Here is a 16,399-nt window from a genome sequence, read left to right as displayed (position 1 = left end):
CATTTTCTATAAAGAATACTAAAAACTAATTAAAGCCAACCAAGTTTCAAAACAAGGCAGTTCTCAGCAATCATATTTTTAAATTATATAACTCCCAACTGAGCTTTTGCTCCAACGATAAGGCTTTCATTTTGAGTTTCTAAGGCAAATAAACCATACATCAAAGGAGAGGCCGCTGCTCTTTCTAAAGTCTGTTCATATAGTTTATTCCAAACTTTACCCCCTAGTTTTTCATACTCGATGATTAGAGTTTTGAGGCTTTCTTCTCCAAACAAAGTTACATGCCCAGCAAAATCAATCGCTGGGTCATCTATATGGGCTGTTGACCAATCAATAACGCCTGAAACAGCTCCATCCTTTGAAGCTAGTACATGCCCAGCATATAAATCGCCATGTATAAATTGGGTGAAATCTGCCCATAGAACATCATTATCCAACCATTTTCTGTAGCGGGTTTCCAATTGCTCACTTATACCAATTTCAGATTTTACTAACTGCAAATTGTTTGCTATTTCAGGTCTTAAATCTGAAGGTTTCATAATTTTCAAATCATTTTCCCGAACTTCTTTTTCAGGAATACTATGGATTTCAAATAAGGTTTTTGCCAAAGATGTTATGTATTTCGGGCTATCTTTGTCCATATTCCAAATTATTTCATAGGTTTCAGCATCCAAATTTAAAACAGGATTATCTTTAAGTATGGGATAAGCCACTAATTCTGTAGATGAAATTCTCCAATCAGGAACCTCTACAGAAAGATGTTTTTTTACCAATTCTAAAATGCGTTTTTCTTTCTTGATTTGTTCCCTCATGCCATCACGACGAGGAATACGCAGCAACCATTGTTGCCCCTTTGTATCAAGAGCAAAAACGACCTTAAAATCAATGCCCATTTCATTGAAATTCATTTTGTCCGTAAGCAACAAGCCGTGTGCTTCAGCAAGTGATTGAATATCTTGAATTGTCATTTTTAATTTCCTTTAAAGAGTTCAATAATTAATGTTCGGATTAGATTGGCTATCATTAACAATCTCTCTCAAAAGTCTTGATGATTTTGTGGTCTTTGATCTCGTAGATAATGTCAGCAATATTATCGACCAATTGCTTGTCATGAGATACGAAGATAATAGTTCCTGCATAGGACTTCATCATTGTTTCTAATGCGGCAATACTTTTTAGGTCAAGATAGTTTCCTGGTTCATCCATAAGCAAAATATTATATTTTCCTAAAAGCATTTTGGATAAAAGCAGTTTGATGATTTCACCTCCCGATAAGTCGGATAAGTTTTTTTGAATATCATTCGCTCCGATCCCCATTGAAGCCAATACTGCACGAATTTCCGCAACTGTGTACTCGCACTCTTCCTGCATAAAGGAGAGCACAGATTTATGCGTGTTAAATTTATATCCTGTTTGTGTAAAGTAGCCAATTTCAGCTTTTGGAGATATGGTTAATCCATCAGCACGTTCTGATATCATTTTTAACAAGGACGTTTTCCCTGTTCCATTCGATCCAGTTATAGCGACTTTAGCGCCAAGCGGTATTATAAAGTTAGCGTCATCAAAGATAGTACGGCTACCAAATTTTAAGCTCAGACCATCTGCCGTAATCGGGAACTTATTGTGCAGTTCTAGGGCTGAACTTTGACGAAAACGAATAGAACGCAAATGCTCTGGTGCTTGAATATCTTCTAATGCAGCCAAACGCTTTTCCATACTCTTAGCTGCCTGATACAGTTTTCTTTGCTTGGTGCCAGTCATTTTTGCATGCCCAAGTCGTCCAGCACTTTCGGTAGAGTTTTTGGATTTTTCTCCTTTTTTCTTATTGTCTAATCGATTAGCTTGCTGGCGTTTTTCTTGCACAGCAGATTCTAATCGCTCCCGTTCCTTCATCATCAGCTCATATTCTACGGCTTGGTGTTGTCGCTCTTCTTCTTTTTGACGCAAGTAATCCGAGTAACCACCCCAATATTCCGTAATTTTACCGTCTTTTAACTCCCATATCTTGTCTACAACCATATCAAGAAAATATCGGTCATGACTGATAACAAGTAATGCTCCATCAAATGCTTTAAGTTGACCAATAAGTAGATCTATTCCATTGAGATCAAGGTGGCTGGTTGGTTCATCCGCTAGAATGCCATGTACTTGTTGGGAAAATGCGGCAGCAATTTTTGCACGAGTTTCCTCTCCGCCACTCATTGTGTCGTTTTGTACATTGGAAACACCAAGGCGAGATAACATTGCCCGGTCTTCGACCGTTTCTATTTCGATTCCGCCCAGTTGGCTGATATGTGCAAAATCACCAAAACGCTGTAATGTCGCTTCGGCTAAAACAATTTCGCCATTAAGTACTTTGAGTAAACTACTCTTTCCTGCTCCGTTATCACCCACAAGACCAATACGGTCATAAGAGTGAATTTCCAATTCATCAATATCCAAAACATCACGCCCAGCATAATCCAAGCGTATGTTTCTCGCTTTAATAATTAAACTCATTTTTATTTACTCCTGTTTAGCTCTTGAAATTTTTTATGCAGCAAACAGGATTTAGGTGAAAACAAAAGCTAGCATCACAGTGTCCTCCCAAAAAAAAAGCTATTCATCCACAGGGTGGACAAATAGCTAGTCAATTAAGTTATAACTGGAAACTATGCACTAAAAGCATACTTATAAATTAAGCATACTTTTACTTTATATATCCGCATATATTCTTAAAGACACAACAAAAGCCCACCATTATAAAATAGTGTCACTATGCAAATAGTTGTGTCTTAACGAATGCGGATAGAATGCATAAACTTACCTAAAAAATAAAATTCAGTTTTATGATAACTTTACTGTTAAAAGAAGTCTAGACAACCTTGTTTTATGCTTGGATATAAGGCTTATTTTAAAATAATAGTAGTGAAGATTTTCTAAAATTAACATAATACACCTTATACGAAATAAAAATGGGAGCCTTAAGCTCCCATTTTTTAAGTAATTTTTTCAAATAAGGCTTGGGTGAGCATCTAAAATTCGAATCAATGTAGCTGCTGGTCCAGTTGGATAGCGTCGTCCCTGTTCCCAATTTTGCAGGGTACGGGGGCTAATATGTAGACGTGCAGCAAATTCATTTTGGCTCAAGCCAGTTTTTTCACGTACTTCTTTAATATCAGGCAATTCGAGTTCTGTAACTCGGCTTGCTTTAACTTCTTTACGTTTGATAGCTCCAGCTTCTTTGATTGAAGCAACCAAGTCATCAAATAAGTTGTTATCCATGAAATTGCTCCTTCACGAGTTGGTGCAGAATGGCGGTTTCCTTATCTGTTAAATTATCTTTTACTGATTTTGGATAAGCCACTAAGAAAAAGATCTGATCATCCTCGGTGACCCAATAATAAATCACCCGTATCCCACCACTTTTCCCTTTGTTACCTTGAGCACAACGTACTTTGCGAATACCACCGCCATTCTTGATTAGGTCACCTCTATCAGGCTGTACCAAAAGATCTTGCTGAAGTTGACGATATTCCTCATCAGATACAAGGTCTTTAATTTGCTTGGTAAAGATGCTGGTTTCAATAAATAACATGGACTCTTTATACGTCAATGGCGTATTTGAATTTTAGCAGTTTCCATAACAAAAAACGAGAGCTGGTAGATCTCGTTTCGCATAACAGCCATTATGTTAAATAATTAAGGATAAAAGCTTTATTACTAAATAGAACAGTTGCTTAAAGCAGTATAGAGTTAAGTTTGCATTTTAATATCAAGTTGTCTTTCAGCACCGATAATCACCATACGAATCCCATTTTCAAAAATGTCATCCGCATTCATATTTTGTAAGGTATTCACTCCTTGGAGCATGAGTGGATATATAGTTGGATCGGCTTCGAATGGTGGGTCTGATCTTATTTCTTCTTGCTGCTCCTCAAGGACCCACCCAACAATAAACCTTCCTAATGTCATAAGTAATGCAACTGCTTCAACAGGAGAAAACCCAGCATGAGATAACAGCGCAACTTGGGCCTCAATCGTGTTGAAATGTCCTTGACTGGGGCTAGTTCTTGCATGTAGACGAGCACCATCACGGTAAGCTAGTAGTGCTCGACGAAAGCTTACAGAATTAGCGAGCAACCAATCTTGCCATGTCATCCCATCGATGGGTAAAGAAACTAAATGGTGTTCATTTATAATGGTTTCCGCCATTGCTTCCATTAACAAGGATTTATTCTTGAAATGCCAATATAGAGTTGGAGATTTAATACCCAATCGTTGAGCTAGCTTGCGTGTGGTTATTGAATCTATGCCTTCTTCATTCAACATATCCAATGCGGTACGCAGGACTATTTCACGTGTCAGACGTTGAGGTGCAATATCTTTTTTACTCATAAATCTATCACTGATAGGGAGTGTGTGAGAGAATATTAATTCTATCATTGCTAGAGAAGGCATTTGTGAAGAAATCATTGAGCGTGATTTTAATCACTATATTTCTGGATGCTGTTGGGATTGGTTTAATTATGCCGATCTTGCCTGAATTATTACGGTCATTGGCTGGAGCTGAAGCAGGCGGTGTTCACTATGGTGCTTTATTAGCTGTGTATGCTCTGATGCAGTTCATTTTTGCACCTATCCTTGGAGCGTTGAGTGACCGATTTGGACGTCGACCTGTATTAATTATTTCAATTGCTGGTGCAACGGCTGATTATCTCCTAATGGCTGCTGCTCCTTCTCTATTGTGGCTATATATTGGTCGTATTTTTGCGGGAATTACAGGTGCCAACATGGCTGTTGCAACAGCTTATGTTTCAGATATTACTCCAGCCCATGAGCGTGCAAAAAGGTTTGGTCTCCTTGGAGCTGTCTTTGGTATTGGGTTTATAGCGGGTCCGGTAATAGGTGGAGTTTTGGGTGAATGGAACTTACATGCACCGTTCTTTGCTGCTGCTTTTATGAATGGGATTCTTTTAATAATGACAGCAGTCTTATTAAAAGAATCAAAACACAGCAATAAAATGACTGAGAAGGTTCAGGAGCAATCAATATTAAAGAAATTATCCTATTTGATCACTCAACCTAATATGGCTCCATTGCTTGGTATCTTTTTAATTATCACATTGGTTTCACAAGTCCCCGCAACTTTATGGGTTATCTATGGGCAGGATCGTTATGGCTGGAGTATATTTATTGCAGGTGTTTCCCTTGCTAGTTATGGAATATGCCATTCTATTGCACAGGCTTTTGCTATCGCCCCTATGGTAAAGAGGTTTGGAGAGAAAAATACGTTGTTATGTGGAATAGCTTGCGATGCAATTGGTTTACTTCTTTTATCTATTGCTGTTGAAGAATGGGTGCCTTTTGCGTTGTTACCATTGTTTGCCCTTGGTGGAGTAGCCGTTCCTGCTTTGCAAGCAATGATGTCCAGAGGTATTAGTGATGAAAGACAAGGTGAATTACAAGGGCTATTAAGCAGTTTTAATAGTCTGGGGGCTATAATTGGTCCTGTATTAGTTACTAGCCTCTATTTTATGACTCAGGCATCAGCTCCTGGAATGGTATGGGCATTAGCTGCAATACTTTATGTAATCACCCTACCCTTATTGCTTAAGTATCGCCTGAATAAATATTCTGGAGTTCCATAAAATATTTAATTTATTGGTTTAAAAACTAATGGATTCTATAGTTTATCTAAAATTAACATAATACACGTTATACGAAATGCTCTAAATTATTTGTTTTAATTCAATAGTTTATTTCGTATTGAAAAGCCCAATCACACCCGATTGGGCTTTTTTTATGACTTTTCACGTTCCACGCTTAATAAGTAAGCAATGTTCCACACTTTTGTTTAGCTAAAAATAACAATAAAACCTTACTCATCTGTAAAAACTGCCCGAGCTAAACGGCCCAATAATCCCCTTTTTTTAGGTTCCGGTTCAACGTGTTCAGGAATAGGTATACGCTTGTTGTCTTCCCCAAAAGTAGTCAATGCGTCATAGTTCGACTCAATCTCTGGCCGAGGATCTGTTGCTATATTTAGATTAGTAGATTCATTTAGCTTACTAGTATTTTCTTGTTTTGGCTGTTCTAACGTGCCTTTAAACTCAATTCTATGAGTGAGATCTTCAATATGTTGCATCAAAGACTTTTCTCTTTGATTTGCTAAATCTAACTGATTTTTGAGTAAAGAAATTTGATCTTTTAATACATTTTCAATTTCAGACTGAACGTGTACCTGTACATCCTTCTGGACTTGTTCAGTACGTGTACTGGACTGAACACTGACTGGATTGCCATAAACTCTGATAAGTTCCGATAAGTCTATAAGTCCATCATGATCTCTTGATAATTCACCACTTTTTATAGATTCATAGATTGTTGTTCTTGATTTTTTAAAAGCTTTACTTGCGTCCATTATGCTAAATTTTGTTTTGTTCAATGTAATCCCTCAGCGCGTGTTTAAGCATGTTCATCTGAACATCTTAGCTGAACATATATCTTATTTTGAATTAAATCGTACTTTTCTAGGTATAGCAGCAATTTTTCAAACTTTTTGTTCAATAGTAAAGTCGATATTGAATTCTGCTAGTTTTTCAATCCATCTATTACCTTCGTTATTTTTAAAATCAATTTTTATTCTTTCTACTAATTCGTCTGTAGTCTCACCAGATTCTTTGAATCTCAAGCTCAATTCTTCACTTTGAATTATCGTTAAATAAACCATTTTTGCAGTTATTTTATTTTGCTCTTGGTTACTACCAGTTTCACTTTGTTGATTAGCTCCAATAGTTTTCTTTTTTCTAACTATAAAATTAACATGACTAGCTTTGCGTCCTTCTTTCTTGACTGCTTTAAACTCAATAGTAAGTTCTGTTTTAGAGTTAATGTCATCAATGTGGGGTTTAAGAATAGTACTTTTGAAATCTCTATATTCTGGGTATGAATTTTCTGCCAGACCTAAAGCACTTTTTAATTCTTTGATGGATACATCGAAATTAGACCGAAATTCATTTTGTACCAAGAATGGGTAAAGTTTTAAACCGTGACCATGTAAGGCAACAGCCGATTTAACTTTAAATTTTGTATACGAATTTTGTTTATTAAAAACATACATAATGTATAGGGCAAAATGCGTGAAAGAAATATAAAAACATCCATCCTTGTATGAGCATGTACTAATGAGTCTTGTTCGAATATCTCGATCTTTTCCAGGATGATAAAAAACTACACTGTGGTCGTAGAGAGCATCTACTACTCGGTTTAAGGCTACATAAGCACTGCTTGGCTTTAAGCCCGTCAATTCAGCATATTCTTTAGCTGTTACAGTGAATTCTGTTGTTTCATTGGGATCTGATGCTAGCCGAACTTTAGGGCTAAAAAAGAATAGCAATTTTAGAATATCGTCTTTTGGTGATTTCTCATGCTTCAATTGCCAGAAAATATTTTGAAAGACAGCATAGTCTTTTGGATAACGTTTGGCAGGTGCTGAAAGAGGAAAAAGAGATTTGTCATGTTCCTCAAAATTTTTAATTTTCTTTAATGATACAGCCATCTAAAATCACTATTCTTCTATTATGTGGTGGTATTTTCAATGCTACTTACCCCCACTTATTAAGTCAAGCATATCTTGATTACCACCTAACATTTCGCCCCCACTAACCTAACATTTCGCCCCCACTAACCTAACATTTCGCCCCCACTAACCTAACATTTCGCCCCCACTAACCTAACATTTCGCCCCCACTTAAAGTCAAAAACCTAACATTTCGCCCCCACTTAAAGTCAAAAACCTAACATTTCGCCCCCACTTTAGTGTCTGAAACACTGATATAGCAATACATTGAGACTGGCCGTAAAGCTTTTTAAAAGCTTTTTAAAAGCTATTAAAAGCTTTTAATAAAGCTTTTAAAATTAGTAAATGAAAAAATAAATGAAAAATTGCCCTTGGTTTTCGCTACGCTCAAACTCTATTGAATCTCGCTTTCGCTCGATTCGTGGGGCAATTTTTAGTTAATATTCTTGTTACTTTAAGAAAAGGCAAAAGCAACTCGGAATTCGCTTCGCTCATAAGTTTTTTATGCTCGCTTCGCTCGGTCTAGGTGCAAAGATCAGCATGTGATCTACTTTCAATTTGTTGAAGCAAATATTTTAAAAAGCAGTTTTTCAGGGAGTCTAGGCGCAAATTTTCGTTGTGTCGCTCGTAGACACTCGCTAAAGAGGATCTGAGATGAGCAAAGATAAAAAAGATGAAGATTTGGTTTCTCTCTCGATGAAGAACTTCAACAAACCACGATGGTTTAGAGCCAATGAAGATGGTGTCTTTTGTGAAGTAACTTGGGAGGAGTTCTTTAAAAACCATGATGACCCAACAGGGTTAGAAGATTTTATGACAGATCGAGAGCAAGATACACCAAGAGATGTGGATTTATAGCGCATGGTTTGCTGTATTTGGCGTTTTATTGGTCATTCCTATTCTACCTATAGGTTTTAGTTTAAAGTGCCTTAAAACGCAAATGGTGAGCATTTAGACAACCCACCTCGTTTCGATATTCTGTTGGCAAGAATATCCGAGGGGGTCTAAAAAATGCTTATAACGTATGCACCGTAAAATTTTGTCGAAGTGCCGATTGCCAACCAACCAACACCAAACTTTAAAACGCTAATTTTATTCATAAAATCAGAAAATATTTATCCTATGGTGGATAACAACCTCGAAAAACTATGTCTTCAGAAGTTTAGTTTAGTTCGAGCGACCAACTCGAACAGCAGGGGAGACCAATCCCCATTTAACCTTTTTGACTCTCCTGTGGCTTTAAATCCACAGCCTTCAAGCACTATGACCATGCAGGAAGTAACACACTCAACTACAGTCCCCTATAGCCTCAACATCACTCTTTCGCAAAACCACGATTCCCTTAACAAGTCATTTCTGACAACGGTAGCTATGGTTTTTTAACCAACTTTTGATAAAACAACTCAAAAGAAAATTCTTATTGATTATCAATTTTACCTGTAATTATAGATTACTATCTATTTTACAAATAAAAACAACAACTTATTCAGAATTATTACAGTACAACTTCGGCAAAAATCTGCCTTATATGCGCTACTAAAGATCGCTCCAACACATCTATGTCGATAACTAAAAATTTAGTTATTCAAAAACTTAGGTGACAAAACCTAATGACATAAAAGTGCGTCCCAAGTTATCAATTGAAGTCTTAACAAGCAGTACGTTCATCCACTAAGTTTCTAAGCTTTTTCCTTGCTTTTCGGTACGCAGTTCCAAAATACCGATTCCGCAGCTTAAAAAATATCATCATGGGTAGAACACTTACTTAGCACAGTCGATGAGGATCTCTCCCCACCTTTAACACGTTTAAGCTATACATCGACCTTTCGAGCCAAAATGGAATGTCATCACGACAAATTCACCACCTGACCCAAAAGTGCCACTCTCGCCAGCTTTCACCTTGATCGCCTGTACCCTCTCGAATACCGCAGAAGCCATCGTGTGTGCCACGCACCTCGCCAAACCATAAAGATTCAGCGAAGAACGGTAGTTATTAACGCTACTCTCCATCTATGGATTTCACTCACTATTTCTTCAAAAGCAGGATTTCAGCCCTTTCAGCCTAGAATGGGGTTTAACCCATTCGCCACCTTTCGGTGATTCCGTTTCCTTGTCGCCCAACTTCAAGAACCAACAATGAAGTGGATTGAGTAGAATTTGAGGGTAGGCAAAAGCCACCCCTCATCAGCCCTCATCAAAGCGTACCGAGCTACGTTTCCGCAGCAGTCCGCTTCGTCAAGCAGTTTTCAGGCTGTCAACCTTTCCACTGTGAGCTGTTGAAAATCAAAATTTTTAGTGTGCCTAACGGCACACTAAAAAACGGTTAGGTCTTTTAGGTGCGTTGGTCAGACACACTTCACAACTGATGAGAAAATCATAATGCACAAAAAATATGCTGTCTAGGTGCATTCGCATGGAACTACTTATTACCCTCTTACAAACACCGTCTAGAAGTCCTTAAAACTTGCTTCGCAAGTTCACCATAGCTTCGCTATGGAAAAAGCAAAAAACAGCTAAAAACCAAAAATCCTTTTACTCGATTACAATGCTAGTTTTTGATCAAAAAACAGCGTATTTTGTGAATTAACCCTTGATAACAATGATTGGAAATATTTTGGATGATAATTTTTAGTCCACACACAAAATTTACAATGCAACGGCTCGCTGACCATGTTGCCAATGGCGCATATTTTTATTTCAGCTTTGAGTACGACAGTTCTAAGAAATCCATTGAATCCGTTTTGGATAAGATGACAGAGCGTTATGAGTTGGGTATTTCACCAAGACAGCGTTCTTACCGCCTAGAAAAGGGTCATCCTATTTGCACGATGATCGTGCAAAGAGATGTCTTTAATGAAAATAAATGGTTTCTGTATTGCTTATTCACTACGCCTACAAGTAGAGATTTCAATACTTTCAACGGTATTGAGATTAATAAACTTGCCAAAGAGTCGGAGCGTTTGAAGATTCAGACTCTTAAAGAGAAGTACAAAGGCTTTAAGTGGGATCTTGATTCGATCTCAGCAGAAAAGACCTTGATTGCAGACTACTTCAAAGATAATGAGCCAAAACAATTTGTCTTAAAAAATCCAATTGCTGTCAAACCTACTGCCCTGGTGACTATGGAGCTTTTTAGAGATACGCATAAGACTTATAAACAGCTCATCTTGGGTGATGAAAAAGACTACAAAGACAGAGTAAGGGCTTATACGTGGACTTGGCGATATACAAAGCAAAGTATTGAAAAAATTAAAACTAAATTTACTGATTCTATTAATAAATTGGCTAGTCAAAAAAATAGTTCTCTAGCAGAGAAGAACCGAGCCGACATTAAAAATCTATTCCTGATGGTTGAAACATGGTCTGTTTTCAAAGCAAGCCGTTCCCAAGCAGGGCAGATTATCCATTTTGCACAGCGTTTTTTAAAGTACAGGTCTAAGAAGCAGAAAACATGGATGCAGATGGAAATTGCTACACCACACTTGACCTATCTACCCCGATTGCCGACCTATGCGGATACGATCCATGAATATAATTACAGACGTAATCTTTTTGATGAATATGGTGTGGAAGTGCCTTTGAAACTCATTAAAGACTACTATGGTGGTGGCTATTACAACATACCGATTCAAGCCTATGTAGCTAAAGAATTAGAAATGCGTGAGAATGGCAAAGCCATTGCTCAAAAAGCGGATGAGCTTTACTTACAAGTGCTTGAAAATGAGTAAATCCGCTAAGAGAAGCTATTAAATACGGACTTTGAATAGGTTCTAACATGCAAATTTCGTATAAGAGATTTTATGTTAAATCGATAATCAAAAAGCCCATGAAAGTAAGCCTTTTTTCATCCGGTTATGTGCCACCTTTTGATTTTGAAGCAATGTACTATGATAAAATTAATCCGTTAGGTCAGGTGGCCTAACTTAAATAAAAAAGTCTCCGACAAACCCGGTACGGTTCAGATCACCGCAAACAGGTTACTCGCCTGGGGATTCCCTTTCGACCCGAGCATCCGTATGAGACTCATGCTCGATTATTATTATTATAGAAGCCCCCATGAATAAATCGCTCATCATTTTCGGCATCGTCAACATAACCTCGGACAGTTTCTCCGATGGAGGCCGGTATCTGGCGCCAGACGCAGCCATTGCGCAGGCGCGTAAGCTGATGGCCGAGGGGGCAGATGTGATCGACCTCGGTCCGGCATCCAGCAATCCCGACGCCGCGCCTGTTTCGTCCGACACAGAAATCGCGCGTATCGCGCCGGTGCTGGACGCGCTCAAGGCAGATGGCATTCCCGTCTCGCTCGACAGTTATCAACCCGCGACGCAAGCCTATGCCTTGTCGCGTGGTGTGGCCTATCTCAATGATATTCGCGGTTTTCCAGACGCTGCGTTCTATCCGCAATTGGCGAAATCATCTGCCAAACTCGTCGTTATGCATTCGGTGCAAGACGGGCAGGCAGATCGGCGCGAGGCACCCGCTGGCGACATCATGGATCACATTGCGGCGTTCTTTGACGCGCGCATCGCGGCGCTGACGGGTGCCGGTATCAAACGCAACCGCCTTGTCCTTGATCCCGGCATGGGGTTTTTTCTGGGGGCTGCTCCCGAAACCTCGCTCTCGGTGCTGGCGCGGTTCGATGAATTGCGGCTGCGCTTCGATTTGCCGGTGCTTCTGTCTGTTTCGCGCAAATCCTTTCTGCGCGCGCTCACAGGCCGTGGTCCGGGGGATGTCGGGGCCGCGACACTCGCTGCAGAGCTTGCCGCCGCCGCAGGTGGAGCTGACTTCATCCGCACACACGAGCCGCGCCCCTTGCGCGACGGGCTGGCGGTATTGGCGGCGCTGAAAGAAACCGCAAGAATTCGTTAACTGCACATTCGGGATATTTCTCTATATTCGCGGTTCAGCAGGCATGTCCCCTTTGAGGGCGACCCGACGACAGGATAATCGACCTTACCCAAGTTACGCCTTAAATTTGGATCAATTAGGGGCGCTTTGCATTTCAAATCTTTGTGCAACAAAGCCTCAGAAAACTGAAGGAACCTCCATTGAATCGAACTAATATTTTTTTTGGTGAATCGCATTCTGACTGGTTGCCTGTCAGAGGCGGAGAATCTGGTGATTTTGTTTTTCGACGTGGTGACGGGCATGCCTTCGCGAAAATCGCACCTGCTTCCCGCCGCGGTGAGCTCGCTGGAGAGCGTGACCGCCTCATTTGGCTCAAAGGTCGAGGTGTGGCTTGCCCCGAGGTCATCAACTGGCAGGAGGAACAGGAGGGTGCATGCTTGGTGATAACGGCAATTCCGGGAGTACCGGCGGCTGATCTGTCTGGAGCGGATTTGCTCAAAGCGTGGCCGTCAATGGGGCAGCAACTTGGCGCTGTTCACAGCCTATCGGTTGATCAATGTCCGTTTGAGCGCAGGCTGTCGCGAATGTTCGGACGCGCCGTTGATGTGGTGTCCCGCAATGCCGTCAATCCCGACTTCTTACCGGACGAGGACAAGAGTACGCCGCAGCTCGATCTTTTGGCTCGTGTCGAACGAGAGCTACCGGTGCGGCTCGACCAAGAGCGCACCGATATGGTTGTTTGCCATGGTGATCCCTGCATGCCGAACTTCATGGTGGACCCTAAAACTCTTCAATGCACGGGTCTGATCGACCTTGGGCGGCTCGGAACAGCAGATCGCTATGCCGATTTGGCACTCATGATTGCTAACGCCGAAGAGAACTGGGCAGCGCCAGATGAAGCAGAGCGCGCCTTCGCTGTCCTATTCAATGTATTGGGGATCGAAGCCCCCGACCGCGAACGCCTTGCCTTCTATCTGCGATTGGACCCTCTGACTTGGGGTTGATGTTCATGCCGCCTGTTTTTCCTGCTCATTGGCACGTTTCGCAACCTGTTCTCATTGCGGACACCTTTTCCAGCCTCGTTTGGAAAGTTTCATTGCCAGACGGGACTCCTGCAATCGTCAAGGGATTGAAACCTATAGAAGACATTGCTGATGAACTGCGCGGGGCCGACTATCTGGTATGGCGCAATGGGAGGGGAGCAGTCCGGTTGCTCGGTCGTGAGAACAATCTGATGTTGCTCGAATATGCCGGGGAGCGAATGCTCTCTCACATCGTTGCCGAGCACGGCGACTACCAGGCGACCGAAATTGCAGCGGAACTAATGGCGAAGCTGTATGCCGCATCTGAGGAACCCCTGCCTTCTGCCCTTCTCCCGATCCGGGATCGCTTTGCAGCTTTGTTTCAGCGGGCGCGCGATGATCAAAACGCAGGTTGTCAAACTGACTACGTCCACGCGGCGATTATAGCCGATCAAATGATGAGCAATGCCTCGGAACTGCGTGGGCTACATGGCGATCTGCATCATGAAAACATCATGTTCTCCAGTCGCGGCTGGCTGGTGATAGATCCCGTCGGTCTGGTCGGTGAAGTGGGCTTTGGCGCCGCCAATATGTTCTACGATCCGGCTGACAGAGACGACCTTTGTCTCGATCCTAGACGCATTGCACAGATGGCGGACGCATTCTCTCGTGCGCTGGACGTCGATCCGCGTCGCCTGCTCGACCAGGCGTACGCTTATGGGTGCCTTTCCGCAGCTTGGAACGCGGATGGAGAAGAGGAGCAACGCGATCTAGCTATCGCGGCCGCGATCAAGCAGGTGCGACAGACGTCATACTAGATATCAAGCGACTTCTCCTATCCCCTGGGAACACATCAATCTCACCGGAGAATATCGCTGGCCAAAGCCTTAGCGTAGGATTCCGCCCCTTCCCGCAAACGACCCCAATATGAAAAACCCCGGCAGGATGCTGGGGTTTTTTATTGCCTATCATTTCTCATTTGCAAAACAAGCATAATGCTCCTAAAATATAGACTATAATCTATATTTTGGTTGTGGTATGTGGATAGTCATTACGACAGATCTATTTAATGAATGGCTTGAACAGCAAGACGAATCAACACAAGAGAAGGTTCTGGCTGCCCTAGTTGTTCTACAGCAGCAAGGACCAAGTTTAGGCCGCCCTTTAGTAGATACTGTCTATGACTCTAAATTTACCAACATGAAAGAGCTTCGTGTTCAACATCGAGGTAAACCACTGAGAGCTTTCTTCGCATTTGATCCTTTACGACAGGCTATTGTTCTATGTATTGCTGATAAAGGCAGTAAAAAGCGTTTTTATAAAGACATGCTGGATATTGCAGATGAACAATACCAACTTCATCTCACCACCCTAGGAGATAAATCTAATGGCTAAGACTCTGCAAGAATTGTTAGCTAGCCGCTCTCCAGAGAGCCAAGCCCGTATTCAAAAAATGGCAGATGAATTACTGCTAGAAAATCAGCTTCATCTTATTCGTGAAGAACTTGAAATCTCTCAAAAGGAACTTGCTGAAACTTTGGGAATAAAACAGCCATCGCTTTCAGCAATAGAAAATCGTGGCAATGATCTTAAGATTTCAACCATGAAAAAGTATGTTGAGGCAATGGGCGGGAAGCTCCGTATTGATGTAGAGCTTCCAACAGGAAAACATATAGGATTCAATGTTTAACAATAAAAATGGGAGCTAAAGACTCCCATTTTTAGATTCGTATAATCGCCATTATGTTAAATTAGCGATATTAAGAATAATTTAGCTTTCGCAAAAAACATATAATTTACTTCTTAAGTAATCCAAACGATTGTTTTCTTTGATAAGTGGATCACCATTGCGATATAAAACGATATCATCCATTGATCCCATTCCTCCAATGGTACTTTGTATTTTATATTTTGCGTATTCTAGATCATCATCAATATAGAACAGTATTCTTTTATACATTTCTGCCCAATGTTCTAAATTCTGTTCTTCAAACAATTCTATTAGTTCTTGAATTGTTGATTTTAAATCTTCAATTTTATTTTTCATAAAAGTATTTTTTAAGATTCTCTAAAATTAACATAATACACGTTATACGAATTCCCAAGGCATGGCTTTTAGTCATGCTTTTTTTATCAAAAGACTATACCTGAATGATAGCGAGCCAAATCGCATACAATATCTATCATTAGACTTAATGCAATAATTAAATGATAGTATTATCATTAATCTAATAGAATTAAGATTAAATGATAGAAATGAATACACGTATTTATCTACGAGCTTCAACTAAAGATCAAGATGCAGAAAGGGCTTTGCAGATTCTTCAGGATCTAAACCAAAACTTGAATTTGGGTGAAACCATTGTGTACGTGGAAAACTATAGTGGTACGAAGTTAGACCGACCTGAATTGAATAAGCTACTGTCAGAAGCAAATCAAGGTGACACATTGTTAGTTGAAAGTATTGACCGCTTATCACGCCTAACCCAACGAGATTTTCAAGAGCTGAAGCGCAGGATCCAGGAGAAGGGACTTCGTTTAGTCGTAGCAGATCTTCCTACTACCTACCAAATGATTCAAACCAGTGACAGCATTACTCATTCAATCTTGGAACTCATCAACAATATGTTGATTGATCTTCTGGCAACAATGGCCCGCCTAGACAATGAGAAACGTATAGAACGTATTAAGCAGGGCCTGGCACGTTCGGGTTACAAACCAACAGGCAAGAAGGCAAATGAGGCTAAACATAAACGAATAAAAGAATTGCTAGTAGTTGGCAATATGACTAAGGAAGAAATTGCCAAAGCAGTGAATTGTGGAGTTGCAACTGTCTATCGAGTTGCTAAAGTTATCTAAAAGAGGCTTATCTCAACGCGCCCCCAATGGGGCACCGCTGCATTCAGGTTACTTCACATAAGAAATTTTATGTTAAATGATTGTTAGAAATGCCCCTTGATCGAGG

At 40.6% G+C, this 16,399-nt stretch carries 17 protein-coding genes and 1 pseudogene; 10 read left to right on the top strand and 8 right to left on the bottom strand.

From position 1 onward, the window contains the following. Positions 1–83: 83 nt before the first annotated feature. From CDG61_RS00100 to CDG61_RS00080, 5 genes are all read right to left on the bottom strand, one after another. Positions 84–968, bottom strand: a complete 885-nt coding sequence (locus CDG61_RS00100; RefSeq protein ID WP_000155092.1) for an Mph(E) family macrolide 2'-phosphotransferase — start codon at positions 966–968, stop codon at positions 84–86. Positions 969–1,023: 55 nt separating this feature from the next. Next, the gene (gene msr(E) / locus CDG61_RS00095) at positions 1,024–2,499 is read right to left on the bottom strand and encodes an ABC-F type ribosomal protection protein Msr(E) (RefSeq protein WP_000052512.1); all 1,476 of its coding nucleotides are present in this window, start codon (positions 2,497–2,499) and stop codon (positions 1,024–1,026) included. A 492-nt stretch (positions 2,500–2,991) separates the two neighbouring features. After that, positions 2,992–3,264 carry a NadS family protein gene (gene nadS, locus CDG61_RS00090; protein WP_000369781.1) on the bottom strand — a complete coding sequence of 91 codons (273 nt, stop codon included), beginning with the start codon at positions 3,262–3,264 and terminating at the stop codon, positions 2,992–2,994. After that, entirely contained in the window at positions 3,257–3,577 is a 321-nt protein-coding gene (locus CDG61_RS00085; RefSeq protein WP_000897307.1) for a type II toxin-antitoxin system RelE/ParE family toxin, read from the bottom strand. Before CDG61_RS00085 ends, nadS begins: the two co-directional genes overlap by 8 nt. Before the next feature lie 158 nt (positions 3,578–3,735). Continuing rightward, on the bottom strand, positions 3,736–4,377 hold the full coding sequence (locus CDG61_RS00080; protein WP_004787586.1) for a TetR/AcrR family transcriptional regulator C-terminal domain-containing protein: 642 nt from the start codon (positions 4,375–4,377) through the stop codon (positions 3,736–3,738). A 65-nt stretch (positions 4,378–4,442) separates the two neighbouring features. Here CDG61_RS00080 and tet(39) point away from each other — a divergent pair, with 65 nt between their 5' ends. Continuing rightward, positions 4,443–5,630, top strand: coding sequence for a tetracycline efflux MFS transporter Tet(39) (gene tet(39), locus CDG61_RS00075; RefSeq protein ID WP_087551687.1), 1,188 nt, complete (start codon positions 4,443–4,445; stop codon positions 5,628–5,630). A 230-nt stretch (positions 5,631–5,860) separates the two neighbouring features. On the opposite strand, the gene CDG61_RS00070 is transcribed toward tet(39), so the two are convergent. Next, the gene (locus CDG61_RS00070; protein WP_225531289.1) at positions 5,861–6,427 is read right to left on the bottom strand and encodes a plasmid replication DNA-binding protein; all 567 of its coding nucleotides are present in this window, start codon (positions 6,425–6,427) and stop codon (positions 5,861–5,863) included. Between the two features lie 105 nt (positions 6,428–6,532). Next, positions 6,533–7,540 carry a replication initiation protein gene (locus CDG61_RS00065; protein ID WP_004967300.1) on the bottom strand — a complete coding sequence of 336 codons (1,008 nt, stop codon included), beginning with the start codon at positions 7,538–7,540 and terminating at the stop codon, positions 6,533–6,535. Between the two features lie 675 nt (positions 7,541–8,215). Here CDG61_RS00065 and CDG61_RS00060 point away from each other — a divergent pair. From CDG61_RS00060 to CDG61_RS00015, 8 genes and pseudogenes are all read left to right on the top strand, one after another. Continuing rightward, entirely contained in the window at positions 8,216–8,419 is a 204-nt protein-coding gene (locus CDG61_RS00060) for a hypothetical protein (protein ID WP_004968112.1), read from the top strand. A 1,793-nt stretch (positions 8,420–10,212) separates the two neighbouring features. After that, positions 10,213–11,289, top strand: a complete 1,077-nt coding sequence (locus CDG61_RS00050; protein ID WP_225531288.1) for a hypothetical protein — start codon at positions 10,213–10,215, stop codon at positions 11,287–11,289. A 122-nt stretch (positions 11,290–11,411) separates the two neighbouring features. Further along, positions 11,412–11,483 (top strand): annotated as a pseudogene (locus tag CDG61_RS00045) (type II toxin-antitoxin system HipA family toxin); the annotation flags it as partial. A gap of 134 nt (positions 11,484–11,617) precedes the next feature. After that, complete coding sequence (sul2, locus tag CDG61_RS00040; protein ID WP_001043260.1) at positions 11,618–12,433, top strand: sulfonamide-resistant dihydropteroate synthase Sul2; 816 nt, start codon at positions 11,618–11,620, stop codon at positions 12,431–12,433. Between the two features lie 179 nt (positions 12,434–12,612). Next, on the top strand, positions 12,613–13,416 hold the full coding sequence (gene aph(3'')-Ib / locus CDG61_RS00035; protein WP_001082319.1) for an aminoglycoside O-phosphotransferase APH(3'')-Ib: 804 nt from the start codon (positions 12,613–12,615) through the stop codon (positions 13,414–13,416). Further along, positions 13,416–14,252 carry an aminoglycoside O-phosphotransferase APH(6)-Id gene (locus CDG61_RS00030; protein WP_000480968.1) on the top strand — a complete coding sequence of 279 codons (837 nt, stop codon included), beginning with the start codon at positions 13,416–13,418 and terminating at the stop codon, positions 14,250–14,252. The genes aph(3'')-Ib and CDG61_RS00030 overlap by 1 nt, the downstream gene beginning before the upstream one ends. Before the next feature lie 220 nt (positions 14,253–14,472). Next, positions 14,473–14,829 (top strand): type II toxin-antitoxin system RelE/ParE family toxin, encoded by a 357-nt coding sequence (locus CDG61_RS00020; RefSeq protein WP_004967307.1) that lies wholly within the window; start codon positions 14,473–14,475, stop codon positions 14,827–14,829. Next, entirely contained in the window at positions 14,822–15,124 is a 303-nt protein-coding gene (locus tag CDG61_RS00015; RefSeq protein WP_001140620.1) for a helix-turn-helix domain-containing protein, read from the top strand. The genes CDG61_RS00020 and CDG61_RS00015 overlap by 8 nt, the downstream gene beginning before the upstream one ends. A gap of 81 nt (positions 15,125–15,205) precedes the next feature. On the opposite strand, the gene CDG61_RS00010 is transcribed toward CDG61_RS00015, so the two are convergent. Further along, the gene (locus tag CDG61_RS00010) at positions 15,206–15,481 is read right to left on the bottom strand and encodes a DUF6966 domain-containing protein (RefSeq protein ID WP_004967304.1); all 276 of its coding nucleotides are present in this window, start codon (positions 15,479–15,481) and stop codon (positions 15,206–15,208) included. A 200-nt stretch (positions 15,482–15,681) separates the two neighbouring features. Here CDG61_RS00010 and CDG61_RS00005 point away from each other — a divergent pair, with 200 nt between their 5' ends. After that, on the top strand, positions 15,682–16,293 hold the full coding sequence (locus CDG61_RS00005; RefSeq protein WP_015060246.1) for a recombinase family protein: 612 nt from the start codon (positions 15,682–15,684) through the stop codon (positions 16,291–16,293). Positions 16,294–16,399 lie beyond the last annotated feature (106 nt).

It is taken from the genome of Acinetobacter sp. WCHAc010052 (assembly GCF_002165295.2).
GTDB classification, from domain to species: Bacteria; Pseudomonadota; Gammaproteobacteria; order Pseudomonadales; family Moraxellaceae; genus Acinetobacter; species Acinetobacter chinensis.
The sequence above is the reverse complement of the archived record's forward strand: the minus strand, read 5'-3'. Positions and strand labels throughout refer to the sequence as shown.